The following is a 25004-nucleotide window of genomic DNA, read 5'->3' on the forward strand; positions in this document are numbered from 1 at the left end:
GTTCGCTGGACAGACCCGAGGGTGACGCTGGGCCGCGGCGTGACCCAGATCGCGACGGTCCTCGAGTGCTCCACTCGTTTCACGGTTCTCGTTCAGCTCGACGGGCATGACGCGGCCGCCGTCACCGCGTGGCTGCCGGCGATGTCCGTCAAAGCGGATAAAGCCCGGCTGCACTCGGCTTGATGACAGATCAGGAGTGGCTGATGGTGCAGTACTCGACCAGATATGACGGAGTGATACATGGTTGACCGGTTGCCTAATGTCGCGGTATTGTCGCGTCATGATCGTGACGGGCGTCAGGAAGTTCCTGGTGAGGCGCGTGTACGTCGACTTCGCTCGATGCGACGCGGGGCTTTGTCCCCTCTATGTTTAAGTTGCTCCTCCGCGCTGTTCCCCTCTTCTTAGTCTGTGTCGCCCGCGCGGGCTCTCAACGTCCGCCCGGTCCCGGCCGTCTCCACGTCATTCATCCCGCCCTTCAACGGCTGCGCTGCCGCACGGCTGTCCCGGCGCTCACGGCCCTGGGCTGGAGAATATGAACGACGCTACTCAGTAAAATTCCGACCCTGTTGTGCACTTGATGATTGTCGTGCAGCAATCAGTTTGGGATTCCCCTCGATTCTCCATGCCATTGGTCGCCGATTATCTCAGGGCGGCTTCGGAGAGCGGCCGTTGGTGCAGAAAGGATACCCCATCCATATTATGAAGGTGTCTGGCGGAAACCCAAAGACGGTTGCATTGCGGGAGTTATTTGCTGGATCCACACCCGATGTCATCGCGTTCTCCGTGACGGGGCGGAATCTCCTCCACCATGAGCTGACGGCCACTCACGTGCAACACACGCAGCTGTACCAGGCCCATGTCAGGGGGTGGCGGTGACCGACCCCGGACCCGGTTGGCGTGAAGAGCCCGTCAACTGGCCCCAGTTGGACTGGCAGGTGGGCTGGCGGATTGATCAGCCGCCCTCCCTGCACCGTACGGACTCCCATGTCTACAACCTGGTCACCGGCGTGGCTGCCACGGGCAGCACCCGCGACCAGGTGCGTGCGGCGGTTCGCGCACTCATCACCCGGCATGAGGCGCTGCGCACCCTCCTCGTCCCTGGTGACGGACCACGAGACGTGCAGTGGGTGGCGCCCGCGCCGACGTCACCGGCCGACCTGGAACCGCTGCTCGAGTTCACCCCGGCCGACGAAGGCGCTCAGAGGTTCCGCTCGCTGCGCCGCACTGACTTCGACGTCAAGCGGCAGTGGCCTCTGAAAGTGCTTGTCGCGGAGGACCGGGGTGCCGTCACCGAAATCGGTGTCGTCGCCGACCATGCCGCCGTCGACGGCTGGGGCATTGAGGTGCTACGGAACGACCTCGCCCGGTTCCTGACCGCCGCCCGGCGCGGGCAGGCCCCTGAGGAGGCTTTCGGAGCGACCGAACTACCCATGCAGCCAAGGGAGGTTGCCCGGTGGGAACGGTCCTCGGCGGGACGCGCCCACCTGGAGCGGGCCCTCGCCCTTTGGCGCGATCAGCTGTCCGGCCTGCGGGCAGCTGATGTACCCCACGTGGGTGCCCCGGCCCGAGCCGGGGATCCGCCACCGACGTACCGGTCCTGCGTCATGGGCTCGACCCGGCTCTTGCAGGCCGCCGACCGGGGCTCCGCGGCTTTGCGTGTGCCTGTCTCCACGCTCTTCCTCACCGCTCTGGGCCATGCCCTGTGCGACGTGGCCGGTGCCTTCCGAGTGGGCCTGCAGGCGCACTTCACCAACCGGCTGAGCCCCGGCCACCGGCGGTCAGTCAGCACTCTCTTCCTGCGCGGACCCGTGACCGTCGAGCGGACGCCGGGGATGAACCTGGCCGACGCCGCGCGCGCCCTGTACCCGATGCAACTGCGCGGAGCGATAGCCGCGAACGTGGACCGGCTGCGTGTGGAGGAGCTCAAGCACGAAATCTACGCCGGCACGCATGCTTCCGTGCTGACTGGCGTCTGGCTGAACTACCAGGATCTCACCGTCCCGCGGGACGGCGGAGGACCGCCCGCACTGCTCGGACCCCTTCCGGCGCGGCCGCCCGCAGACGATCGCATCCGTGCCGAGGGTCTGAAGCGACGCGGCCGACCCTTCGTCCTGAAGGTCGACCGGTTCCCCGACCAGATCAGCCTCCACCTGCTGTGGCAGGACGGTGTGGTGCCGGCCGACTTTGCCGAAGCGGTCCTTGGCTCGCTCACCGAGCGGGTCCTGAACCTCGCCGCATCACTTTGAACCACCACTCGCAGCGCACCACCGAACAGTCAATACACATCATAGGAAAGAGCTGACATGAGCAATCTGTTCGACGTCGCACAGCACTTGGTCGATCTCGCGGCCGCGCAGCAACATCAGGTGATTGACGACCTCGGTGTCGACGTCATCGGCATAGAGGGCGCCAGCGGAGCCCGCGCGGTGTCGTCCCTGGGCGTCACCATGGGCGTCGACCGACTCGTACTGCAGCCGGGAAGCGCGTTTCCGCCCCACATCCACGAGGGTGACCATCTGCTGTACGTGCAGTCGGGGACTGGTTCGGTGTATATAGACGGCGTGGACCACCCGTTGCGTGCGGGGCAGTCTGTGTTCATCCCGGCGGTTTACGAGCACGGCCTGCGCGGCCCGCGGGACGGCGGACCACTAACGATCATCTCGTTCAGTACGCCTCACCACCCCGTCGACTCCGCCCATCGCATGACTGTGATCCGCACGGAACAGAAGTGACGTCGTGTAGTTGTCCGAGACATGTCCCGGGAGCACATCCACGACGCGCCCGGCCTCGATGTCGCCAAGCACCGTGCCGTAAGTAGTGCCCCTGAGAGCTCGTTACCTGATCATGTGGTGGCTTTCTTGAGGCGTCGCCAGCAGATAAGTCTGCCGCCCAGCGAGACGAAGGCGTCGTGGAGGTCGAGACGTCGTTCCCAGCGGACGGCAAGTCGTTTGAACTGGTGGAGCAGGGCGAAGGTCTGCTCCACGACGTAGCGGAGTTTGGCCAGGCCGTGGATGCCGGGGTGGCCGCGTCGGGAGATGACAGGGACGATGCCGCGTTTGCACAGTTCACGGCGATTGGGTTCGCTGTCGTAGCCCTTGTCGCCGAGCAGGGCGTCGGGCCGCTTGCGGGGATGGCCGACGCGGCCGGCGACGGGTGGGACGGCGTCGACGAGGGTCAGGGTCTGGGTGACGTCGTCGACGTTCGCCGCGGTGGTGACAACTTGGAACGGAGTGCCGTTGCCGTCGCAGATCAGGTGGTGTTTGCTACCGGTCTTGCGGCGGTCGACCTCGGGACTCGTGCTCACCTAGGCAAGGAGCAGCACGGCTTGAGCAGATGGGGCCGCCGCCCATGCCGCTGTGCGGAGGCGAGTTCGCAGGGCCGCGAGTTCGCCGGAAAACGCCCTCCGGACTTCTGGTTTGGTCTGAAGCTGGTGAAGTAGGGGGAGTAGTTCGGCGGGCTCGGCCTGGAACGCATGCCGCCAACGACGCTCATCGCCATGCACCGGTCCTCGGCCGGTGCGGATGAGCACAGCAAGGGAACGGCTCGCATCAGCCGGTGCCAGCGGGGGTTCGAGGTTCCGCTCGTCCCACTTGTCGATCAGTGCGTCGACCCAGGGACGCGGCCTGAACCAACCTGCCGCCCATGTCTGAGTCGGCAGGTCGTGAATCCGCCGCGCTGCCAGAGGCATCTCTGGGAGGTCCACCGGACTGCCGGCTTCGTGGAGCCAGAAAGCCAGCCAACCGACGTCCCGGGCGAGTGACTGGTCGTCGGTGCTCCAGGTCTGGTGGCAGATGTCGAGGAGGTGGCCTTCGACAGCGGCTGCGGCCCTCGCCAGCGCCTGCGGCGAGGCGTAGGAGAGGAGAGGCACGATACGGACGAGGTCAGTGGTGCTCAGCCTGCCGAGTCCGGGCGATCCCGCGATCGACATCGCGACCTCATGGGCGAGATCGGACCGGTCAGCGATCTTCAGCAGTGCTGCGATGACGGCCCCCGGGTGCATGTCCGACGCCACACCAAGAGACAGCCATCCGGTAAGGCCATGCGCTGCAAGTCCCTCGCCCACCGTCCGGGCGGTCGCTGGACTTTGGCGTACTGCACCACGGAGGAACAGTGCTTGCTCCGATACCGGCGGTCGGCTGCGGGCCCAACCATCGGCTGCGAGGGATTCCCAGAGTTCAGAAGGGGCTGTCTGAGGAGCCAAGCGGCCGATGCGATTCAGCAGATCAAGTCGCTCCGTCTGGTTGGTCTCCCTATAGGCATCCCTCCACCAGTTGCGGATAATTCCCTCCAGTCGCCCTTCCCGGCTGAGTCGGCGCGTCGTCCGCGAGGCCGAACCCGGCAACGGCAAGCAGGCCATCGACGACGGTCAGGCCGTACGCGAGTGGCGGGCCATGCTCGACGAACTGGGCGAGGACACCTGGGACCCGGAGTTCCTGCACGAGGAGTGGACGCAGGTCATCCTCGGCCAGGCCGTCGGCAACCGCACCGACTACTTCCGCGCCCGGCGGGCCGGGCGCGGCAAGAGCATCGGCCGTAGCGAGCGGGCCGAGATCTGGCAGCTCGCCGAACGCTTCACCCAGCGTCTCGACCGCCTCGGACGGCAGACCTGGGACCAAGTGGCGGAGCGTGCGGCACGCCTGGAGATGGGTCGCGAACAGCGCATCCTAAACATCGCACGGCAGCGGGAGGAAGCGGGCGGCCTCGACAACATCCACCTGCAGGACGGCTCCGGCGGCCGGCTGCGCTACCGGTACCGCCACATCGTGGTGGACGAGGCCCAGGACCTGCGCCCCGCCCACTGGAAGATGCTGCGCGCCATGGCCCCCCGTACGCCGGACGACCTGTTCCTGGTGGGCGACACCCACCAGCGCATCTACAAGAACCAGGTCACGCTCGGCAGTCTGGGCGTCAACATCCGCGGCCGGTCCGCGAAGCTGACCCTCAGCTACCGAACGACACGGCAGATCCTACGCTCGGCCCTGGGGGTCTTGGGCGAGATGACGTACGACGATCTCGACGGCGGCACGGAGACCCTCGCCGGCTACCGGTCCGTGCTCAACGGCGGCCTCCCGGCCGGACACGCCTTCCCGGACTGGGAAGCCGAGCGGGAGGGTGTGGCCGCTCTGATCAAGGAGTGGGACGCGGACCCGGACACCGCCGTCCCGCACGAGCGGATCGCGGTGTGCGTCCCGACCAATCAGATGGCGACCGAGATGGCGTACACGCTGAAGCTGCACGGCATCGACTCCGTCGAGATCCGCTCCGACGGGCCGAACGGCTCCGTCGGCGTGCACATCGGCACGATGTTCCGGTTCAAGGGGCTGGAGTACCAGCGGATGATCATCGCGGGCGTGACGGACGGGCTCGTTCCGCGTGAGGACGTGAGCCGGCTGCGTAACCGCGAGCCCACCCGCTACCGGCACGAGATGCAGCGCGCCAGGTCCCTGCTCTTCGTGGCCGCGACCCGGGCACGCGACAGCGTGGATGTCTTCTGGCACGGCAGGCCCAGCCCGTTCCTCGACAGCTCGTGGGTGGAGACGGAGCACGGCGGCAGGTGACACCGTTTCGGGGCGGGTCCCCGCCTATGGCCACTGTGCCTTGGCTGCCGAGACGACGGAGCGGTTCCGTAGGCATCAGCGGGATGCTCCACCTGGGTTCGATAGCCGGCGAGCGAGCGCCATGACGCTCCGCCAGAATCAGCGTCGAACGAGCGTCAAGACGCTTTCCCGACCGCCCTCGCGAATGCGAGGAAAGGGCTCCCAACCCGCGCCCCGCTACACGGAGCCGCAGGTGAGACACGTGGCGCGAGCCTACGACAGGCTCCACACGATGGGTTTCGAAAAACAGATCGAGCACACCCTGCCGCACTCGAACATTCGGAGGAACCCGCAGGTCACAGGCTCTTTGTGCTGGGCTCCAGAATCGCCACGCACTCCACGTGATGCGTCATCGGGAACAGATCGAACGCCCGCAGCGTCCGCACCCGGTACCCGCCCTCCCGGAAGTACCCCAGGTCCCGGGCGAGCGCCGCGGGGTCGCAGGCGACGTAGGCGATGCGGCGGGCGCCCAGGGACGCGAGGTGGGTGACCGTCTTGCGGCCGGCTCCCGCGCGGGGCGGGTCGAGGACGATGAGGTCGACCTCGGTGATGCCGGTGCGCGGCAGGACCGACTCGACCTTGCCCTGCTCGATGCGGACCCGCGGGAAGTCGGCCAGGTTGTGCCGGGCGTCCTCCACGGCCCGCTTGCCGGACTCGATGCCGAGGACCGCGCCCTGCTCGCCGAGGCGGTCGGCGAGGGCGCCGGCGAAGAGGCCGACGCCGCAGTAGAGGTCGAGGGCCATCTCGCCCTTGCGGGGCAGGAGGCCCTGCATCACCGCCGTGACGAGCGTGTCGGCCGCCTTCGGGTGGACCTGCCAGAAGCCGCCGCTGCCGACCCGGTAGGTGCGGTCGTCGGCGCGCTCGCGCACGAACGCGCGGCCGTGGACGCGGTGGATGCCGCCGTCCCGCTCGTCGACGCGCATGACGGAGACGGGCCTGTCGAGCTCGACGAGGGGCAGCCGGGCGCCGGGGCGCGGCTCCAGGATGACCATGCGGTCCTGGGACCCCGTCGCGGCGATCGCGTCGACGGAGGCCATGCCGGTCCAGTCCCGCTTCTCGATGCCCAGCTCGCTCACGCCCGCCGCCGCGATCATGCAGTGGTCGATGCGCTCGACCTCGTGCGAGCGGTGCCGGCGCAGACCGGCGTGGCCCTCGGCGTCGACGGCGTACTGGACGCGGGTGCGCCACTGCGGGACCTGGCCGGCGGGCAGCTTGTCGCCCTCGGCCGGGACCACCGTGCCGTCCCAGCCGGCCTCCTCGGGGGTGAGGCCGGCGAGCCGCTGGAGCTGCTCGGCGATGACGTCGGCCTTCAGCCGGCGCTGGGCGCCCGGCTTGGCGTGCTGCCAGTCGCAGCCGCCGCAGCGGCCGGGGCCGGCGAACGGGCAGGGGGCCTCGATGCGGTCCTTGGACGCCTCCAGGATCCGTACGGCGTCCGCGCGCAGGAAGCGGGCGCCTTCCTCCCCCTCGGTCACCCGGGCCACCACCCGCTCGCCGGGCAGCGCGTGCCGGACGAACAGCACCTGTCCCTCGGCCGTACGGGCGATGCAGTGGCCGCCGTGGGCGACGGGGCCGATCTCGACCTCGTACTCCTCCCCCACCAGCGACTTCTTCGGTTCTGCGGGCATGGTGGGGTGACTCCAGATCGGCAGCGGGGGCGGCCCGCACCGGCGGGCCCGACAACAGCCCACCAGTCTACGGCCTCCCCGCCCCGCCTCAGTCCTTGGCCGAGGGCTCCTTCGGCCGCTCCACCGCCGGGCCACGACGGACCGCACCGGGGGCGTTCCACTCCTGCCGCCTGCGGGCCCGCAGCTTGGCCGCCTCGGAGGACTGCAGCTGGTACGGCACCGAGGTCACCATGACACCCGGCGTGAACAGCAGGCGGCCCTTCAGGCGCAGGGCGCTCTGGTTGTGCAGCAGGTGCTCGTACCAGTGGCCGACCACGTACTCGGGGATGATCACGGAGACCGCGTCGCGCGGGGACTCCTTGCGCAGGCTCTTGACGTACTCGATGATCGGCCGGGTGATCTCGCGGTACGGCGAGTCCAGGACCTTCAGCGGTACGTCGATCCCGCGCCGCTCCCACTCCTCGCGCAGCACCTTGGTCTCGGCCGGGTCGACGTTGACGGTCAGCGCCTCCAGGGTGTCCGAGCGCATCAGCTTGGCGTAGGCCAGGGCGCGCAGCGTGGGACGGTGGATCTTGGAGATCAGGACGACCGAGTGCACGCGGGACGGGCGGACCATGTCGTCGCTCGGGCCCTCGGGCGCGGCGATCTCGTCGGCGACCCGGTCGTAGTGCTTCCGGATCGCGGTCATCGTCGCGTAGAAGATGCACATGCCGAGCAGGGCCACCCAGGCGCCGTGCGTGAACTTGGTGACCAGGACGACGACGAGCACCAGGCCGGTGAAGAAGGCGCCGAACGCGTTGATCGCGCGGGAGCGGATCATGTGGCTGCGCTTGGCCGGGTCCTTTTCGGCCGCGAGGTGGCGGTTCCAGTGCCGGACCATGCCGGTCTGGCTGAGCGTGAAGGACACGAACACGCCGACGATGTACAGCTGGATCAGGCGGGTGGAGTCCGCGCCGTAGATGAACACCAGCAGCATCGCGGCGCCCGCGAGCAGCACGATGCCGTTGGAGAAGGCGAGCCGGTCGCCGCGGGTGTGCAGCTGGCGCGGCAGGTAGCGGTCCTGGGCGAGGATCGAGCCGAGCAGCGGGAAGCCGTTGTACGCGGTGTTGGCGGCCAGGAACAGCACCAGCGCGGTGGCGGCGGCGAGCAGGACGAACAGGAAGCTGCCCTTGCCGAAGACCGCCTCGGCGACCTGGGAGATCACCGGGTTCTGGACGTAGCCGGAGCCGACCGGGACGCCGCCGCGCAGCAGGTCGCTGGCCGGGTGCTCGGCCATGCGGACCTTGGTGACCATGGCGAGCGCGATGATGCCGCAGAACATGGTGACGGCCAGCAGGCCCATCATCGCCAGGGTGGTCGCCGCGTTCTTGGACTTGGGCTTGCGGAAGGCCGGGACGCCGTTGGAGATCGCCTCGACGCCGGTGAGGGCCGCACAGCCGGAGGAGAAGGCGCGCAGCAGCAGGAAGACCAGCGCGAAGCCGGCGAGGCCCTGGTGCTCGGCCTTGATGTGGTAGTCGGCCGTCGGGGCCCGCATGGTGTCGCCGAGGACGAGGCCGCGGAAGGCGCCCCACGCGATCATGATGAAGACGCCGCCGACGAAGACGAACGTCGGGATCGCGAAGAGCTTTCCGGACTCCTTCACGCCCCGCAGGTTCATCAGCGTCAGCAGCACGATCACGGCGGCGGCGCAGAACACCTTGTGCTCGACCACGAAGGGGATCGCGGAGCCGAGGTTCTCGATGCCGGAGGCGATGGAGACGGCGACGGTGAGGACGTAGTCGACGAGCAGCGCGCTGGCCACGGTGAGGCCGGCCTTGGGGCCGAGGTTGGTGGTCGCGACCTCGTAGTCGCCGCCACCGCTCGGATAGGCGTGCACGTTCTGCCGGTAGGAGGCGACCACGGTGAACATCAGCACCACGACCGCGACCGCGATCCAGGGGCTGAAGTGGTACGCCGACACGCCCGCGATGGAGAGGACCAGCAGGACCTCCCCCGGCGCGTAGGCGACGGAGGACAGCGGGTCGGAGGCGAAGACGGGGAGTGCGATGCGCTTCGGCAGGAGCGTTTCCCCCAGCCGGTCACTGCGCAGTGCGCGCCCGATCAGGATCCGTTTGGGCACGTCGGTCAGTTTGGACACGAGAGAGGATCGTAAGCCTTCGAACTGGCACCCGCCCACCCGGCGTGCTGGATATGCCTCCCGAGTGAAATCAAGGGCGCATGGAACTGCGGAATCCGTGGTCCATGTGCCCCCCGTGACTAGATGGCAAACCCGGCCTGTCATCGCACTTCGGAGGTTCCATGCCCGCGACCGCGGAGCTGATCGGGGCGCTGCTCGCCCTCGGCGGCCTCGGAATCCTGACCCTGTGCAGCGTGCGCAGTATCACTCGCCGGCGCCTGCGACCGGCCCCGGCACGGGGGTGCCGGCCGCGTGGCGCCCGTGTGTAGCTTTGGGCGTCGGTCTGAGACCCTGATGCTGAGCAGTAACTTTTGGACACCGGAAGGACGGTCGTGCACATCGTCATCATGGGCTGCGGGAGAGTGGGTTCCGCTCTCGCCCAGACCCTGGAGCAACAGGGACACACGGTCGCCGTGATCGACCAGGACCCCACCGCCTTCCGCCGGCTGGGCCCGGGCTTCGGGGGCCGCCGGGTCACCGGCGTCGGCTTCGACCAGGACACCCTGCGCGAGGCGGGCATCGAGGAGGCCGGCGCCTTCGCCGCGGTCTCCAGCGGGGACAACTCCAACATCATCTCCGCGCGCGTGGCGCGCGAGATGTTCGGTGTGGAGAACGTGGCCGCCCGCATCTACGACCCCCGCCGCGCCGAGGTCTACCAGCGCCTGGGCATCCCGACGGTGGCCACGGTCCGCTGGACCGCCGACCAGATGCTGCGCCGGCTGCTTCCGTCCGGGGCCGAGCCGTTGTGGCGCGACCCCACCGGCGGGGTGCAGCTCGCCGAGGTGCACGCCTCCCCGAAGTGGGTGGGCCACAAGATCAGCAAGCTGCAGGAGGAGACGGGCGTCCGGGTGGCGTTCCTGACCCGGCTGGGCGAGGCGATCCTGCCCACCTCGCAGACGGTGCTGCAGGAGGGCGACCTCGTGCACGTGATGATGCGTACGGACGACGTGGACAAGGTCGAGGCGGCGTTCGCCGGTGGCCCGGAAGAGGAGGGCGGTCACTGATGAGGGTCGCCATTGCCGGGGCCGGCGCGGTCGGCCGCTCGATCGCGGGCGAGCTGCTGGAGAACGGCCACGAGGTCCTGCTGATCGACAAGGCGCCGACCGCCATCTCGGTCGAGCGCGTCCCGCAGGCGGAGTGGCTGCTGGCCGACGCCTGCGAGATCACCTCCCTGGACGAGGCGGCGCTGCAGCGCTGCAACGTCGTGATCGCCGCGACCGGCGACGACAAGGTGAACCTGGTCGTCTCGCTGCTCGCGAAGACGGAGTACGGCGTCCCGCGCGTCGTCGCCCGCGTCAACAACCCCAAGAACGAGTGGCTGTTCAACGAGGCCTGGGGCGTGGACGTCGCCGTCTCCACCCCGCGCCTGATGTCCGCCCTGGTCGAGGAGGCGGTGAGCGTCGGCGACCTGGTCCGGCTGCTCCGCTTCAGCCACGGCGACGCCAACCTCGTCGAGCTGACCCTGCCGGAGGAGTCGGCCCTGGCCGGCACCCAGGTCGGCGACGTGGAGTGGCCCGAGGACACCTCCCTGGTCACGATCATCCGAGGCACCCGTGTGCTGACCCCCTCCAAGGAGGACTCCCTGGAGCCGGGCGACGAGCTGCTGTTCGTGGCCGCGCAGGCCCGGGAGGAGCAACTGGAGGATCTGCTGTCGGTGCGGCGCGAGGACTGACCGGCGAGGACCGACCGCACGTGAAAAGGGCGCCCCTGACTGACCGGGGGCGCCCTTTCCGCGTCGTACGACGGACCGCTCACGCCTCCCGGCGGTGCCGTCCGCCGGTCGTCTCGCCGCTCTCCGCGGCCTGCGCGGCCTGGCGCTCCTTCTCGGCCTTCTCCTCGGCCTCCAGCTCCGCGAAGACGTCGATCGGCGCGGGCGCCTTCGCGAGGAAGACCCAGGTCAGCCAGACCGCCAGCAGGAACGGCGGGATCTTCAGGGTGACCAGGACCCAGCCGAGCTGCGCGGTGTCGGCCCACCAGTACAGCGGGAAGAGGATCGCGCACTTGGCGAGCAGGATCAGGCCCCAGGCCCAGCTGGCCTTGGCGTAGGCCTTCTTGCGGCCGGGGTTGCGGGTGCGCCAGGAGAGGTTCTCCTTGAAGATCGGGCCGAGGATGAGGCCGATCAGGGGAACGCCCGCCAGGGTCGTCACGATGTAGGCCAGCGCCATGCCCAGCGTGTAGAGCATGCCGGGGAGGTAGAAGTCCTTGGCATTGCCGGTGAACATCGCGAACACCACGCCGAAGACCACACCGAAGACACCGCTGAAGGCGTGCTTGACGGTGTCCTTCATGGCCAGCCGGACCACGACCAGCACGAGGGAGACCGCCAGCGCGGCGATCGCGGAGAGGTGCAGGTCCTTGTCGACCGTGAAGATCGTGACGAAGAGCAGGCCCGGAAGGACCGTCTCGACCATGCCGCGGACTCCGCCGAAGGCCTCGAACAGCGCCGCCTCGGTCACCGCGCGGGCGTCGTCGGGCTGAGTCTGGTCGGTGTCTTCGGTCGGCTTGTCGAGGGACGTCACCGGCTACTCCCGTCCGAGGGGTCGCAGTTCGTATTTCGGGTTGAACAGCACCCGGCGGCCCCGGCTCATCGAGATCCGGCCCGATGCGATGAGCTTGCGCCCCGGTTCTATGCCCACGATGGAGCGCCTGCCGAGCCAGACCACGTCCAGCGCGGCGGAGCCGTCGAACAGCTCGGCCTCCAGGGCCGGGACTCCGGCGCGCGGTCGCAGGGTGACCGTGCGCAAGGTACCAGTAACGGTGACGATCTGCCGGTCCCGACAGTCGCCGATCTTCGTACAGCCGGCCGTCTCGGCGTCCTCGCGCAGCTCCTCGGACTCCAGGTCCTCCTGCGACGAGGAGAGCCGGTCGAGCATGCGCCGGAACCGGCCGGCCGGCTTTTCGGAACGAGGAACAGCAGTCATATCTGAAGCGTACCGGGGACCACCGACAGGACCGTAAGCCCGCTGGTCCCGGGTCGGCGGCCCTACTTCTCGAACCGGTAGCCCATCCCCGGTTCGGTGATGAAGTGCCGGGGGTGCGAGGGGTCCGACTCCAGTTTGCGCCGCAACTGGGCCATGTACACCCGCAGGTAGTTGGTCTCGGTCCCGTACGACGGCCCCCAGACCTCCTGCAGCAGCTGCTTCTGGCCGACCAGCCGGCCGGTGTTGCGGACCAGCACCTCCAGCAGGTGCCACTCGGTCGGGGTGAGCCGCACGTCCCTGCCGCCGCGGTTGACCTTCTTGGCGGCGAGGTCGACGGTGAAGCCCGCGGTCTCGACGGTCGTCAGGTCGTCCTCGCCCGGCCCGGCCGGCTCGGCCCGGCGGACCGCGGCCCGCAGCCGGGCCAGCAACTCGTCCATGCCGAACGGCTTGGTCACGTAGTCGTCGGCGCCCGCGTCCAGCGCCTGGACCTTCTCGTCGGAGGAGTGCCGGGCGGACAGCACCAGGATCGGCACCCGGGTCCAGCCGCGCAGTCCCTTGATCACCTCGACGCCGTCCATGTCGGGCAGACCCAGGTCGAGGACGACGACGTCGGGGTGGCGGGAGGCGGCGAGTTCGAGCGCGGTCGTGCCGTCGGGGGCCGCGTCGACCTCGTACTTGCGCGCCTTGAGGTTGATCACGAGGGCGCGCACGATCTGCGGCTCGTCGTCGACCACGAGCACCCTCGTGGGGGTGCGGGGGGTCCCCCCATTCGGGCTCAGCATAGGGTCTGCCTTTCTGGTTCTGCGCCGCCTGCCCCGGCGGGGAGGGGCTCGGGGCGTGCTCCGGCCGCGCGGAGGGTGAGCACCATGGTGAGCCCGCCCCCCGGCGTGTCCTCCGCGGTGAGGGTGCCGCCCATGGCCTCGGCGAAGCCCCGGGCGACGGCCAGGCCGAGCCCGACACCGGCACCGCGCGGAGCGTCACCGTACCGCTGGAACGGCTCGAAGATACGATCCTTCGCCTCGTCCGGCACGCCCGGTCCACGGTCCACCACGCGCACCTCGACACGGTCGGCGATGGCGCTCGCGGCCACCAGGACGCGCCGCCCGCGCGGGCTGTACTTGACGGCGTTCTCCACCAGGTTGGCCACCGACCGCTCCAGCAGCCCCGGGTCGACGGCGACCATCGGCAGCGTCTCGGGCACGTCCAGCCAGACGCTGTCCTCGGGTACGCCGCCCAGGGCCATCGGTACGACCTCGTCCACGTCGATCTCGCGGATCAGCGGCGTGACCGTACCCGTCTGGAGGCGGGACATGTCGAGCAGGTTGCCGACGAGGTGGTCGAGCCGGTCCGCGCCCTCCTCGATGCCCTCCAGCAGCTCCGCCCGGTCCTCCTCGGACCAGGCCACGTCCTCGGAGCGCAGGGACGACACGGCGGCCTTGATGCCGGCCAGCGGGGTGCGCAGGTCGTGGCTGACGGCGGCCAGCAGCGCGGTGCGGATGCGGTTGCCCTCGGCGAGCGCGCGGGCCCGGTCGGCCTCCTCGCGGAGCCTCCTGCGGTCCAGTACGACGGCGGCCTGGGCGGCGAACGCGGCCAGCACCCGGCGGTCCTCGGCGGGCAGCACCCGGCCGGTGAGCGCGAGCGCCATGTGGTCGCCGACCGGCATGTCGACGTCGGCGTCCTCGGGGCGCTCCAGCGGCGGCCCGAGGCCGGCGCGGCCCGCGCAGGTCCAGGGCGCCACGTCGCTCTCGCGCTCCAGCAGGGCGGCGGACTCCATGGCGAAGGTCTCCCGGACCCGTTCCAGCAGTTCCTCCAGGCTGGTCTCGCCGCGCAGGACGTTCCCGGCGAGGAAGGACAGGATCTCGGACTCGGCGCGCAGCCGGGCGGCCTGGTGGGTGCGCCGGGCGGCGAGGTCGACCACCGAGGCGACCGACATGCCGACCCCGAAGAAGATCGCGATGGCGACGATGTTCTTGGGGTCGGCGACGGTCAGCCGGTGCAGCGGCGGGGTGTAGAAGTAGTTCAGCAGCAGCGAGCCGAAGGCCGCCGAGGCCAGCGCGGGCAGCAGGCCGCCGAGCAGGGCCGCGGCGACGGTGACGGCCAGGAACAGCAGCATGTCGTTGGCGAGGCCGAGGTCGACGGTGTTCAGCAGCACCGCGAGGACCGCCGGGCCGACGAGGCCCACCGCCCAGCCCCAGGCGATCCGGGCCCGCCCGAGCCGGCCGCCGCGGGCCACGGGCAGTCCCCGGCCCTTGGCGACCTCCTCGTGGGTGACGATGTGCACGTCCAGGTCCGGGCCGGAGTCCCGGGCCACCGTGGCGCCGACGCCGGGCCCGAAGACGTACTGCCAGGCCTTGCGGCGCGAGGAGCCGAGCACGATCTGGGTGGCGTTCACCCCGCGCGCGAAGTCGAGCAGGGCGGCCGGGATGTCGTCGCCGACGACGTGGTGGAAGGTGCCGCCGAGGTCCTCCACGAGGGTGCGCTGGACGGCCAGTTCCTTCGGGGAGGCCGAGGTCAGCCCGTCGCTGCGGGCGATGTAGACGGCGAGGACCTCGCCGCCGGCGCCCTTCTCGGCGAGCCGCGCGGCACGCCGGATCAGGGTGCGTCCCTCGGGACCGCCGGTCAGGCCGACCACGATCCGCTCCCGGGAGCCCCATATCTTCGAGACCCGGTGCTCGCTGCGGTACGCGTTCAGGTACTCGTCGACCCGGTCGGCCACCCACAGCAGCGCCAGCTCGCGCAGGGCGGTGAGGTTGCCGGGGCGGAAGTAGTTGGACAGGGCCGCGTCGACCTTGTCCGGCTGGTAGATGTTGCCGTGCGCCATGCGGCGCCGCAGCGCCTCCGGTGACATGTCGACCAGCTCGATCTGGTCGGCCCGGCGGACGACCTCGTCGGGGACGGTCTCGCGCTGGCGCACCCCGGTGATCGACTCCACGACGTCGCCGAGTGACTCCAGGTGCTGGATGTTGACGGTGGAAACCACGTCGATGCCGGTGGCGAGCAGCTCCTCGACGTCCTGCCAGCGCTTGGTGTTGCGGGAGCCGGGGACGTTGACGTGGGCCAGCTCGTCCACGAGGGCCACGGCGGGCCTCCGGCGCAGCACGGCCTCGACGTCCATCTCGCCGAAGACGGCCCCGCGGTGCTCCAGCTGCCGGCGCGGCACCTGCTCCAGGCCGTGCAGCAGCACCTCGGTGCGCGGCCGGCCGTGGTGCTCCACGAACGCGACCACGCAGTCGGTGCCCCGCTCCACCCGGCGGTGCGCCTCGGCGAGCATGGCGTAGGTCTTGCCCACGCCCGGCGCCGCGCCGAGGTAGATCCGAAGCTTGCCGCGTGCCATGGCCCCATTGTCTTCCCGCGCCTGTTGCCTGCGCAGCGTCGACCTTACGGCCGGCGATCACCGTGACCTTGGACGGGAGTGCCGACGGCGGGCAACTTTGACGCGACCCTGACGGGCGGCGCGGCCGACCGGGGCTCAGTGCTCGGTGATCTTGCCGTCGCGCAGCTCCAGCACCCGGTCGGCCAGGTCCAGCAGGGTGTGTCGTGCGTGGCGACCAGGGCGGAGGGGGTCCCCCCGCGCGAGCGAGGCCGAGCGTGGAGGACTGCTCGCTGTGGACGACGGCCCGCAGCAGCTCCATGACGGCGTGCCCGGTCTCGGCGTCGAGCCGGCCGGTCGGCTCGTCGGCGATGAGCAGCGCCGGCCGGTTGGCGAGGGCCCGGGCGATGGCGACCCACTGCTGCCGGCCGCCGGACAGCTCCCCGGGCCGCTGTGCCGCGTGGCCGGCGAGCCCCACGAGGGAGAGCGGCAGCGCGACCCGCTCCTCCCGCTCGCGGGTGGACCGCGCATCAGTACCACCGGTCGGGGTCACGCCCCGTAAGGGGCGCGGGGAACTGCGCGAGCGACCACGGCAGACCCGCACCCGGCAACGGCCGGGCACCCCCGACGGCGCGCACCGCGCAAGGAAACGGGCCGCACCCCTGAGGGGTGCGGCCCGTGTGTCGCTGCCTAAGCCGTCAGCGGACCTCGGTGATCTCGGGCCCCCGCTGCAACTGCCCCATCCCGCCGGAGAAGCGCGAACCCTCCTCCTGCTGGACCCCCTCGGGGACCATCTGCGCGTCGTTGGGCAGCTTCAGGACGATCGGGTCGCGCGGGGCCATCGGACCCTCGCCGCGGACCACGACGGTGTCCCGGAAGATCTGCTCCAGGAGCCCGGCCGCCTGCGGCTGCACCGCGCCCTGGCCGGAGATCACACCGCGCAGGAACCAGCGCGGGCCGTCCACGCCGACGAACCGTACGACCTGGAAGCCACCGGTGCCGTCGGGCAGCTGCACCGGCACCTGGGCGCGCAGCTCCCACCCGAGCGGGCCCTCGACCTCGTCGACGATGCCACCCTGCTGGGTGATGCCGGACGCGATCTCCTCGCGGACCTCGCCCCAGATGCCCTCGCGCTTGGGCGCGGCGAACGCCTGGAGCTGGATGGCGCTGTCGCGCAGCACGACGGTCGCGGCGACGATGGCGTCACCGGCGACCTCGACCCGCAGCTCCATGCCGTCGACGCCCGGCACGAACAGACCGCCGAGGTCCACGCGACCCTCGGCCGGGTCGCGCACCTCGCTGCTGTCCCACGGACCGTCGGGCCGGGGCCCGGGCTCCAGCCGGACGCGCTCGTGCCCGGCCTCCTCCTCGTCCGCCTCGGTGTCGACGCTGTCGACGACCTGCTCGGCCTCGCCGGCCGCGTCCTCGGCGGCACCCTTCTTCTTGCGACGTCCGAACACGTCACTGTCCTTCCCGGTCGGATACGACCGAAGCGTATCGATTCCCACCCGTCGGACCGCCCTCGGCGGCCTGACCGCTTGTGCCGCTCTCGCCGCCCACCGCGGCATGACCGCCGGTGGACCCGAAGCCCCCTTCGGCCCGCGCCGAGCCGGGAAGCTCCGCGACCTCCTGGAAGCGGACCCTCTCGACCTGCTGGACGACCAGTTGGGCAATCCGGTCGAAGCACTCGAACCGCACGCTCTCGCGCGGGTCGAGGTTCACCACGATCACCTTGATCTCCCCACGGTACCCGGCATCCACCGTCCCCGGGGCATTCACGAGGGCGACACCGCAGCGGGCGGCGAGGCCGGAACGCGGATGCACGAAGGCCGCGTACCCCTCGGGCAGGGCGATCGACACCCCCGTGGGCAGGACGGCCCGCTCGCCGGGCTTCAGCTCGCACGCCTCGGTGGTGCGCAGATCGGCTCCGGCGTCCCCGGGATGCTCGTACGCCGGAAGCGGTACGTCCGGGTCGACACGCCGGATCTGCACGTTCAGCGGGTCACGGCTCACGGGTTCACCTCGAAGGCGCGGGCGCGCCGGATCCGGTCGGGGTCGCTCATGGCGGCCTGGATCTCCTCCTCGCGGCCGTGGTCGATGAAGTGGTCGACCTTGACCTCGATGAAGAGGGCGTCGGCGCGCACGGCGAGCGGCCCGTCGGGGCCGCCGAGGCGCCCGGTGGCGGTGGAGTAGATCTTCCGCCCGGCGACGGCCGTGACCTCGGCCTCCAGATACAGCGTGGTGCCGACGGGCACGGGCCGCACGAAGTCCGTCTCCAGCCGCCCGGTGACGGCGATGGTCCGCAGCAGCCAGTTCAGCGAGCCGAGGGTCTCGTCCAGGGCGGTGGCGAGCACTCCCCCGTGCGCGAGGCCGGGGGCGCCCTGGTGGGCGGGCTGCACCGTGAACTCGGCGGTCAGCGAGACGCCCTCGCCGGCACGGGCCTCCAGGTGCAGTCCGTGCGGCTGCCCGGGCCCGCATCCGAAACAGTGTTCGTAGTGGGCGCCGAGAAGCTCCCCGGGCGCGGGCGCGTCGGGGTGCCGTACCGGTGTGCCCGCGTCGGCGGGAGGCTGAAGAGCTGGGGAACTACCACTCACAGCCGCAGACCTTACCCGCCCACCCGTCACCCACCACCGCCCCGCTCGACAGCGCTTCGCGCCGAGCGCCCCGACTCCGGTGGTGTACGGATCCCGTGCCAAGCTTGGCTCCATGCAGCTCTCCGCCAGCCCCTACGAAGAACGCCTCACCGCCCCCCGCTCGTGGTGGCTGATCAGCTTCCTGGTGGGCGTCTCGTTCGCCCTGATCCTGCTGCCCTTCGGCACCCTGCCGCTGCTCGGCGGCCTGGTCGGCGGTACGGCGGCCGCGGCCGTGGTGGCCAGCGCGTACGGTTCCCCGCGCATCCGGGTCGTGGGCGACTCCCTGATCGCGGGCGAGGCGAAGATCCCGGTGGCCGCGCTGGGCGCGGCGGAGGTGCTGGACGCGGAGGAGGCCCGCGCCTGGCGGACGTACAAGGCCGACACCCGCGCCTTCCTGCTGCTGCGCGCCTACATCCCTACGGCGCTGCGGGTGGAGGTCACGGACCCGCAGGACCCGACGCCGTACCTGTACCTGTCGACGCGGGAGCCGGAGCGGCTGGCCGCAGCCATCGAGGCGGCGCGGACGGCGCACGCCTGAGGCCCTACAGCTCGCCGGGCAGCTCGCGCGGCGCGACGGGGTCGGCCGGCTTCTCCAGAGGCGGCAGCTCCGGGAGGGAGTCCCAGGGCACCTGGATCCTGCGCAGGTCGCCCCGGACGCGGGCTGCGAGTCTTCGGGTGTCCCGGCGGTTCATGACCGCCCCGACCGCGGCTCCCACCATGAACGGCATCAGGTTGGGCAGGTTGCGGACCATCCGCTTCATGATCTGCTGGCGCAGTTGGCGCTTCATCCGGCCGCCCAGGGCCGTGTCGTACGTCGACGGCTTCATCACGTCGATCCCGCGCTCCTCCGACCAGGAGGACAGATACGCGGCGGTGCGGTCCCTGAGGCCGCCCGGCGGGCGGACCCCGTAGACCTCGTGCAGTTCGGCGATCAGCTTCAGCTCGATCGCGGCGACCCCGGTGATCTCGGCGGCCAGCTCGGTCGGCATGGCCGGCGGCACCGGCAGCATCGCCGCCGCTCCGACCCCGGCTCCGACCGTGGAGGTGCCGGCCGCCGCGCCCGCCACCAGTCTGTCGGCGATCTCCTCGGGTCCGAGCCCGGGGAACTGCCTGCGCAGGGTCGCGAGGTCGCGTACGGGGATGCGCGGGGCGATCTCGATGATGCGGTCCGCGAGGTACGCCAGCCCCGCGCGGGCCCGGCTGCCGCCCCTGAGGGCGCCTTCCCGGGTCAGTTCCCGGGCCTTCTCGCGGATCGCCGTCGCCCGGCGCCGGGCGACGGGTGCGGGGTGCCGTGCCGGCGCCGGCAGGTCGTCCCGGTCGGGCGCCGGCCCGAGCGAGGCTCCCGCTCCTGATGAGCCCCGCTCGTCGTCACGCGTGCCGTGCGGGCCGTCGACCGGCCCTTGGTCCGCTTTCCACAGGGGGAAGCGGCGCTTCCGAGGAGGGGTCGAGCCGGACATGGCCGACCCGTCCTCAGTCGCAGTCGCGGCAGATCGGCTGACCGTTCTTCTCCCGGGCCAGCTGGCTGCGGTGGTGCACCAGGAAGCAGCTCATGCAGGTGAACTCGTCCTGCTGCTTGGGCAGCACCCGGACGGCCAGCTCCTCGTTGGAGAGGTCGGCGCCGGGCAGTTCGAGGCCCTCGGCGGCCTCGAACTCGTCGACGTCCACCGACGAGGTGGACTTGTCGTTCCGCCTGGCCTTCAGCTCTTCAAGACTGTCCGAGTCGACGTCGTCGTCGGTCTTGCGTGGAGTGTCGTAATCGGTTGCCATATCGCTCTCCCCCTCTGGGTGTCTGCGGTGTCTCCAGCGCACGTAACGCGTGAGAGGCCGGACTTGTGCCCGACCTGAGGCGGAGATTTTGCCTCACATCAAGGTCTGTTACTCAATCGACACCCAACCCGACCCCTCAAGAGTGATCGGCTTGGATGGCGGTGAGGACCGTACACGGTCCGAATGCCGCACCTCAAAGGCGCCTCCCCGTGTACTTCCCGTGATCAAGAGCCCTGAAAACCAGGACTTTCCCGGCTTTCCACCTTCTGTCATGATCACTGTGCGTACATGGCCGGAATTCCGCCCGTGTGATCGATCACACAGGAAGAACCCCGACTCGCGGTCAAAAATTTCCGCGTAAAGCGAACATCCTCCGCGTGTGTCGTTTTCGGTCACACCGGGAAGGTGACGCGCATCACCAGACCACCGCCCTCGCGGGGCTCGGCCAGGATGTGTCCGCCGTGCGCCCGGGCCACGGACCGGACGATCGACAGACCGAGACCCACCCCCTTGTCACTGCCGGTGCGCTCGGTACGCAGCCGCCGGAACGGCTCGAAGAGGTTGTCGATCTCGTACGCCGGGACCACCGGTCCCGTGTTCGTGACCGTGAGCACCGCCTGCCCGTGCCGGATCTCGGTGGTCACCTCGACCCAGCCCTTCTCCGGAACGTTGTACCGCACGGCGTTCTGGACGAGGTTCAGCGCGATCCTCTCCAGCAGCACGCCGTTGCCCTGCACCACGGCCGGCTTGCGCTCACCGCGGATCGAGACACCCTTGGCCTCCGCCTCGGCGTGCACCTGGTCGATGGCCTGCGTGGCGACCTCGGCCAGGTCGACCGGCTTGCGCTCGACGATCTGGTTGTCACTGCGGGCGAGCAGCAGCAGCCCCTCGACCAGCTGTTCACTGCGCTCGTTGGTGGCGAGCAGCGTCTTGCCGAGCTGCTGGAGTTCCACCGGCGCGTTCGGATCCGACAGGTGCACCTCGAGGAGCGTTCTGTTGATCGCGAGCGGGGTGCGCAGCTCGTGCGAGGCGTTGCCGACGAAGCGCTGCTGGGCGGTGAAGGCCCGCTGCAGCCGCTCCAGCATGTCGTCGAAGGTGTCCGCCAGCTCCTTCAGCTCGTCGTCCGGGCCGTCCAGCTCGATCCGGCGGGACAGGTCCGAGCCGGCCACCTGGCGGGCGGTGCGGGTGATCCGGCCGAGCGGGGACAGCACGCGGCCGGCCATCGCGTAGCCGAACGCGAAGGCGATCACGGCGAGGCCCAGCAGAGCCAGCAGGGAGCGGCTCAGCAGGTTGTCCAGGGCCCCCTGGCGCTGCTGGTCCACACAGTGGGCGATCGCGTCGTTGAAGTCCGACAGCGGCACCGGACCGGAGTTGATCGCGGTGACCGCGGGGCAGTTGTCGCTGGTGACCTTGATCGCCGAACCGCTGACGATCTTGAACAGCGGCTGGTTGCCGGTGCTGATGGCCTGGGCGGCGAGCAGGTAGATGATCGACAGCAGCAGGATGCCGGCGATCAGGAACATGCCGCCGTACAGCAGCGTCAGCCGTATGCGGATGGTCGGGCGCAGCCAGGGGAAGGGCGGCTGCGGCCTCCTGGGGTCCCAGGTGGGCTTCGGGGGAGCCTGGGGCGGGGCGGGTGTCGTGGCCACGGGGGATCAGATCCGGTAGCCGGAGCCGGGGACGGTGACGATGACGGGCGGCTCGCCCAGCTTGCGGCGCAGGGTCATCACCGTCACCCGCACCACGTTGGTGAAGGGGTCGGTGTTCTCGTCCCAGGCCTTCTCCAGCAGCTGCTCCGCCGAGACCACGGCCCCCTCGCTGCGCATGAGCACCTCCAGCACCGCGAACTCCTTGGGGGCGAGCTGGACCTCCTTGCCGTCCCGGAAGACCTCGCGGCGGTTGGGGTCGAGCTTGATGCCGGCGCGCTCCAGGACCGGCGGCAGGGGCACGCTGGTGCGGCGGCCGAGGGCGCGCACCCGGGCGATCAGCTCGCTGAAGGCGAACGGCTTGGGCAGATAGTCGTCGGCGCCGATCTCCAGGCCCTCGACGCGGTCGCTGACGTCACCGGAGGCGGTGAGCATCAGCACGCGCGTGGGCATGCCCAGTTCGACGATCCTGCGGCACACGTCGTCGCCGTGCACGAGCGGGAGGTCGCGGTCGAGGACGACCACGTCGTAGTCGTTGACGCCGATGCGTTCCAGGGCGGCCGCACCGTCGTACACGACGTCGACGGCCATGGCCTCCCGGCGCAGTCCGGTGGCCACCGCATCGGCGAGCAGTTGCTCGTCCTCGACGACGAGTACGCGCACGTCGCTTGTCCTTCCTCATGTCCACCCGCGTAGCGCGCGTGGGCGCGTGCGGGCAGGGATGTCCGTGGGTGTGACCCCCATCCTGCCCTTTTCGGCCATAAGTCGGCTGTAAGGCGGGGTCCGGGCCGGGGGAAGGGGTGCCGGGGCGGGAATACGCGAAATTCTGCGCCGGTTGAGGTTTCCGCGGAAGGGAGCGGGGGGAGGACGGCTTTACACCCCGCGATCACGCTCTGCATGTGCCGCAGCACCATGCGGTACCACGCCATCCGCTTGGCAGAGCGGGCGTGGGTGTCCGGCACCGTCGCCGCCCGGCCGGGCAGCGCTGGGCACCTGCGAGAGACGTGATCGCCCCTTCCTACGGCACACCCCCGTGCCACCGACCCACGACCCTGGACGAGGGGGCGCAGCATGGACGCTTTCACCGCAGGACTTCTGCAGCGCATAAGGGCGACCGAGACCGACCTGTCGCGGGCTCGTGACGAGGGCGACGACTTCCTCGTCGAGGTGGAGCAGGCAGAGCTCGACGACCTGCGACGCCTCGCCGCCGAACACGGTGTGGAGGTCGGCGCGTCACGCGTCTGATCGGCCCGTAAGCGCACGAACGCACGAAGGGACCCCGGCGAATCCAGCGCCGGGGTCCCTGTGCGTGCGGCCGCCGGTGCCCCGGTCAGTCGTGCCAGGCGCCGAAGTCCTCCAGCAGCCGCTGGAGGGGCTCGAACACCCCGGGCGTCCCCGCCACGGTCAGGTCCCCCGAGGGGCGCTCTCCGGGCCGCCCGCCGGTCAGCGCGCCCGCCTCCCGGGCGATCAGGTCCCCGGCCGCGACGTCCCACGCGTGCAGACCCCGCTCGTAGTACCCGTCGAGCCGGCCGCAGGCCACGTCGCACAGGTCGACCGCCGCCGAGCCGCTGCGCCGGATGTCCCGCAGCAGCGGGACGAGCCGGGCGGCCACCCCGGCCTGGTGGGTGCGGACCTCGGTGACGTAGTTGAATCCGGTGGAGACCAGGGCCTGGTCCAGCGGGGGCGCGGGACGGCAGGCGAGCGCCCGCTCGCCCTCCCATGCGCCGGTCGCCCACGCGCCACCACCGCGCACGGCGTGGTACGTCTCGCCGCGCATCGGGGCGGCGACCACTCCGACGACGGTCTCGCCGTCCTGTTCGGCGGCGACCGACACCGCCCAGGTCGGCAGTCCGTACAGGTAGTTGACGGTGCCGTCGAGCGGGTCGATCACCCAGCGGATGCCGCTCGTGCCCTCGACGGAGGCGCCCTCCTCGCCGAGGAAGCCGTCGTGCGGGCGCCGCCCGGAGATCAGGTCGGTGATCAGCTTCTCCGCCGCGATGTCCATCTCGGTGACGACGTCGATGGGGCTGGACTTCGTCCTGGCCACGGCCAGGTCGGCGGGGCGGCCGTCGCGCAGCAGCGCGCCGGCGCGGCCGGCGGCCTCCCGGGCGAGGGCGAGCAGGTCCCGGTGCAGGGCGTCGGTCACGGGTCTCCTCACGCGTAGGGGCTGTCGGCACCGGCGGCGGCCGGGCGGGGCGCACGGGCGGGGCAGCAGCCGACCGGGCAGAGGTTGTGGCTCGGGCCCAGCGCGCCCAGGGCGCACGGGGTGACCTCCTGGCCGCGCTCCACGGCGGCCCGCTCGACGACCAGCTCGCGGACGGCCGCGGCGAACCGCGGGTCGGCACCCACGGTGGCCGAGCGGCGCACCGGCAGGCCCAGCTCCTCGGCCTTGGCCTTCGCCTCGGTGTCGAGGTCGTAGAGGACCTCCATGTGGTCGGAGACGAAGCCGATGGGGGCCATGACCACGGCGGGCACGCCGGCCGCGTGCCGCTCCTCCAGGTGGTCGCAGATGTCGGGCTCCAGCCACGGGATGTGCGGGGCGCCGGAGCGGGACTGGTAGACGAGCCGCCAGGGGTGGTCGACGCCGGTGCGCTCGCGGACGGCGTCGGCGATCAGCCGGGCCACGTCCAGGTGCTGCTCGACGTAGGCACCGCCCTCGCCGTGGGCCTCGACCGGGCCGGAGGTGTCGGCCGCGGAGGTCGGGATGGAGTGGGTGGTGAAGGCCAGGTGGGCGCCCGGGCGGACGTCCTCGGGGAGGTCCTCCAGGGCCCGCAGCACGCCGTCGGTCATGGGCTCGACGAAGCCGGGGTGGTTGAAGTAGTGCCGCAGCTTGTCGATCCGCGGCAGCTCCAGGCCCTCGGCCTCCAGGGCGGCCAGCGCGTCGGCGAGGTTCTCCCGGTACTGGCGGCAGCCCGAGTAGGAGGCGTAGGCGCTGGTGGTGAGGACGAGGACGCGGCGGCGGCCGTCGGCGACCATCTCGCGCAGGGTGTCGGTCAGGTACGGCGCCCAGTTGCGGTTGCCCCAGTAGACCGGCAGGTTCAGCCCGTGGTCGGCGAAGTCCTTGCGCAGGGCGTCCAGCAGGGCGCGGTTCTGGTCGTTGATGGGGCTGACCCCGCCGAACAGGAAGTAGTGCTGCCCGACTTCCTTGAGGCGTTCCTTGGGGATGCCGCGCCCCCGCGTGACGTTCTCCAGGAACGGGACCACGTCGTCCGGGCCTTCGGGGCCGCCGAAGGAGAGCAGGAGGAGGGCGTCGTACGGGGTGGCATCGAGCGCGTCTGGCATGAGTCGATCCTGCCACCCGGCACCGACAGCGCGGAAACAGCGGGGCG

Annotated in this window: 24 protein-coding genes and 2 pseudogenes; 8 read left to right on the top strand and 18 right to left on the bottom strand. The window is 70.6% G+C overall.

The genetic code is table 11. The annotated features are described in order from the left end of the window. Window positions 1-39 precede the first annotated feature (39 nt). From ABZ923_RS14230 to ABZ923_RS14240, 3 genes are all read left to right on the top strand, one after another. Window positions 40-183: a hypothetical protein gene (locus ABZ923_RS14230; RefSeq protein WP_361470760.1), complete on the top strand. Its 144-nt coding sequence runs from the start codon at window positions 40-42 to the stop codon at window positions 181-183. A gap of 689 nt (window positions 184-872) precedes the next feature. Further along, window positions 873-2246, top strand: coding sequence for a condensation domain-containing protein (locus ABZ923_RS14235; protein WP_361470762.1), 1374 nt, complete (start codon window positions 873-875; stop codon window positions 2244-2246). 57 nt (window positions 2247-2303) lie between these two features. Then, window positions 2304-2732, top strand: coding sequence for a cupin domain-containing protein (locus ABZ923_RS14240; RefSeq protein WP_361470764.1), 429 nt, complete (start codon window positions 2304-2306; stop codon window positions 2730-2732). 110 nt (window positions 2733-2842) lie between these two features. On the opposite strand, the gene ABZ923_RS14245 is transcribed toward ABZ923_RS14240, so the two are convergent. Both ABZ923_RS14245 and ABZ923_RS14250 read right to left on the bottom strand, forming a co-directional pair. Beyond that, the gene (locus tag ABZ923_RS14245) at window positions 2843-3304 is read right to left on the bottom strand and encodes a transposase (protein ID WP_361470765.1); all 462 of its coding nucleotides are present in this window, start codon (window positions 3302-3304) and stop codon (window positions 2843-2845) included. Next, window positions 3305-4063 (bottom strand): hypothetical protein, encoded by a 759-nt coding sequence (locus ABZ923_RS14250; RefSeq protein WP_361470767.1) that lies wholly within the window; start codon window positions 4061-4063, stop codon window positions 3305-3307. It abuts the gene before it with no gap. A gap of 238 nt (window positions 4064-4301) precedes the next feature. Here ABZ923_RS14250 and ABZ923_RS14255 point away from each other — a divergent pair. Beyond that, window positions 4302-5558, top strand: a pseudogene (locus ABZ923_RS14255) (3'-5' exonuclease); the annotation flags it as partial. A 335-nt stretch (window positions 5559-5893) separates the two neighbouring features. Here the strand turns inward: ABZ923_RS14255 and ABZ923_RS14260 are convergent. Both ABZ923_RS14260 and ABZ923_RS14265 read right to left on the bottom strand, forming a co-directional pair. Then, window positions 5894-7222, bottom strand: a complete 1329-nt coding sequence (locus ABZ923_RS14260; protein ID WP_361470768.1) for a TRAM domain-containing protein — start codon at window positions 7220-7222, stop codon at window positions 5894-5896. An 88-nt stretch (window positions 7223-7310) separates the two neighbouring features. Then, a complete protein-coding gene (locus ABZ923_RS14265) occupies window positions 7311-9359 on the bottom strand; it encodes an APC family permease (protein ID WP_361470770.1) in 2049 nt (682 codons plus the stop codon). A gap of 371 nt (window positions 9360-9730) precedes the next feature. Between ABZ923_RS14265 and ABZ923_RS14270 the strand changes: the two genes are divergently transcribed. Both ABZ923_RS14270 and ABZ923_RS14275 read left to right on the top strand, forming a co-directional pair. Further along, complete coding sequence (locus tag ABZ923_RS14270; protein ID WP_014675526.1) at window positions 9731-10402, top strand: TrkA family potassium uptake protein; 672 nt, start codon at window positions 9731-9733, stop codon at window positions 10400-10402. Then, entirely contained in the window at window positions 10402-11070 is a 669-nt protein-coding gene (locus tag ABZ923_RS14275) for a TrkA family potassium uptake protein (RefSeq protein WP_189305043.1), read from the top strand. Before ABZ923_RS14270 ends, ABZ923_RS14275 begins: the two co-directional genes overlap by 1 nt. A 79-nt stretch (window positions 11071-11149) precedes the next feature. Here the strand turns inward: ABZ923_RS14275 and ABZ923_RS14280 are convergent, their stop codons facing one another. The 8 genes and pseudogenes from ABZ923_RS14280 to ABZ923_RS14315 all read right to left on the bottom strand — a co-directional run bounded on the left by ABZ923_RS14280 (window position 11150) and on the right by ABZ923_RS14315 (window position 18223). Continuing rightward, entirely contained in the window at window positions 11150-11917 is a 768-nt protein-coding gene (locus ABZ923_RS14280) for a DUF3159 domain-containing protein (RefSeq protein ID WP_361470772.1), read from the bottom strand. A 3-nt stretch (window positions 11918-11920) separates the two neighbouring features. Then, window positions 11921-12319 (bottom strand): OB-fold nucleic acid binding domain-containing protein, encoded by a 399-nt coding sequence (locus tag ABZ923_RS14285; RefSeq protein WP_078894191.1) that lies wholly within the window; start codon window positions 12317-12319, stop codon window positions 11921-11923. A gap of 62 nt (window positions 12320-12381) precedes the next feature. After that, window positions 12382-13101 (bottom strand): response regulator, encoded by a 720-nt coding sequence (locus tag ABZ923_RS14290; RefSeq protein WP_361470775.1) that lies wholly within the window; start codon window positions 13099-13101, stop codon window positions 12382-12384. Then, complete coding sequence (locus tag ABZ923_RS14295) at window positions 13095-15653, bottom strand: sensor histidine kinase KdpD (protein ID WP_361470777.1); 2559 nt, start codon at window positions 15651-15653, stop codon at window positions 13095-13097. Before ABZ923_RS14295 ends, ABZ923_RS14290 begins: the two co-directional genes overlap by 7 nt. Before the next feature lie 150 nt (window positions 15654-15803). Further along, window positions 15804-16146, bottom strand: a pseudogene (locus ABZ923_RS14300) (ATP-binding cassette domain-containing protein); the annotation flags it as partial. A 181-nt stretch (window positions 16147-16327) separates the two neighbouring features. Beyond that, window positions 16328-17089: a DUF3710 domain-containing protein gene (locus ABZ923_RS14305; RefSeq protein WP_361470778.1), complete on the bottom strand. Its 762-nt coding sequence runs from the start codon at window positions 17087-17089 to the stop codon at window positions 16328-16330. A gap of 1 nt (window position 17090) precedes the next feature. Further along, window positions 17091-17642: a dUTP diphosphatase gene (gene dut, locus ABZ923_RS14310; protein ID WP_361470780.1), complete on the bottom strand. Its 552-nt coding sequence runs from the start codon at window positions 17640-17642 to the stop codon at window positions 17091-17093. Then, complete coding sequence (locus tag ABZ923_RS14315; protein ID WP_361470781.1) at window positions 17639-18223, bottom strand: PaaI family thioesterase; 585 nt, start codon at window positions 18221-18223, stop codon at window positions 17639-17641. Before ABZ923_RS14315 ends, dut begins: the two co-directional genes overlap by 4 nt. A 112-nt stretch (window positions 18224-18335) precedes the next feature. On the opposite strand from ABZ923_RS14315, the gene ABZ923_RS14320 reads away from it, so the two are divergent. Continuing rightward, entirely contained in the window at window positions 18336-18800 is a 465-nt protein-coding gene (locus ABZ923_RS14320; protein ID WP_361470783.1) for a DUF3093 domain-containing protein, read from the top strand. Window positions 18801-18804: 4 nt separating this feature from the next. Here the strand turns inward: ABZ923_RS14320 and ABZ923_RS14325 are convergent, their stop codons facing one another. The 4 genes from ABZ923_RS14325 to ABZ923_RS14340 form a co-directional block, all read right to left on the bottom strand. Continuing rightward, complete coding sequence (locus ABZ923_RS14325) at window positions 18805-19719, bottom strand: hypothetical protein (protein WP_361470784.1); 915 nt, start codon at window positions 19717-19719, stop codon at window positions 18805-18807. A 13-nt stretch (window positions 19720-19732) separates the two neighbouring features. Beyond that, the gene (locus ABZ923_RS14330; protein WP_003997302.1) at window positions 19733-20029 is read right to left on the bottom strand and encodes a DUF4193 domain-containing protein; all 297 of its coding nucleotides are present in this window, start codon (window positions 20027-20029) and stop codon (window positions 19733-19735) included. Window positions 20030-20421: 392 nt separating this feature from the next. Then, a complete protein-coding gene (locus ABZ923_RS14335) occupies window positions 20422-21678 on the bottom strand; it encodes a HAMP domain-containing sensor histidine kinase (RefSeq protein WP_361470786.1) in 1257 nt (418 codons plus the stop codon). 6 nt (window positions 21679-21684) lie between these two features. Then, window positions 21685-22338, bottom strand: coding sequence for a response regulator transcription factor (locus tag ABZ923_RS14340; protein WP_007387794.1), 654 nt, complete (start codon window positions 22336-22338; stop codon window positions 21685-21687). Between the two features lie 408 nt (window positions 22339-22746). Here ABZ923_RS14340 and ABZ923_RS14345 point away from each other — a divergent pair, with 408 nt between their 5' ends. Continuing rightward, complete coding sequence (locus tag ABZ923_RS14345; protein ID WP_165951500.1) at window positions 22747-22920, top strand: hypothetical protein; 174 nt, start codon at window positions 22747-22749, stop codon at window positions 22918-22920. Window positions 22921-23005: 85 nt separating this feature from the next. On the opposite strand, the gene ABZ923_RS14350 is transcribed toward ABZ923_RS14345, so the two are convergent. Then, complete coding sequence (locus ABZ923_RS14350; protein ID WP_361470788.1) at window positions 23006-23821, bottom strand: inositol monophosphatase family protein; 816 nt, start codon at window positions 23819-23821, stop codon at window positions 23006-23008. Between the two features lie 8 nt (window positions 23822-23829). Beyond that, complete coding sequence (locus tag ABZ923_RS14355; protein ID WP_361470789.1) at window positions 23830-24957, bottom strand: ferrochelatase; 1128 nt, start codon at window positions 24955-24957, stop codon at window positions 23830-23832. Between the last annotated feature and the right edge of the window lie 47 nt (window positions 24958-25004).

It is taken from the genome of Streptomyces sp. NPDC046881 (genome assembly GCF_040645015.1).
Taxonomy (GTDB): Bacteria; Actinomycetota; Actinomycetes; order Streptomycetales; family Streptomycetaceae; genus Streptomyces.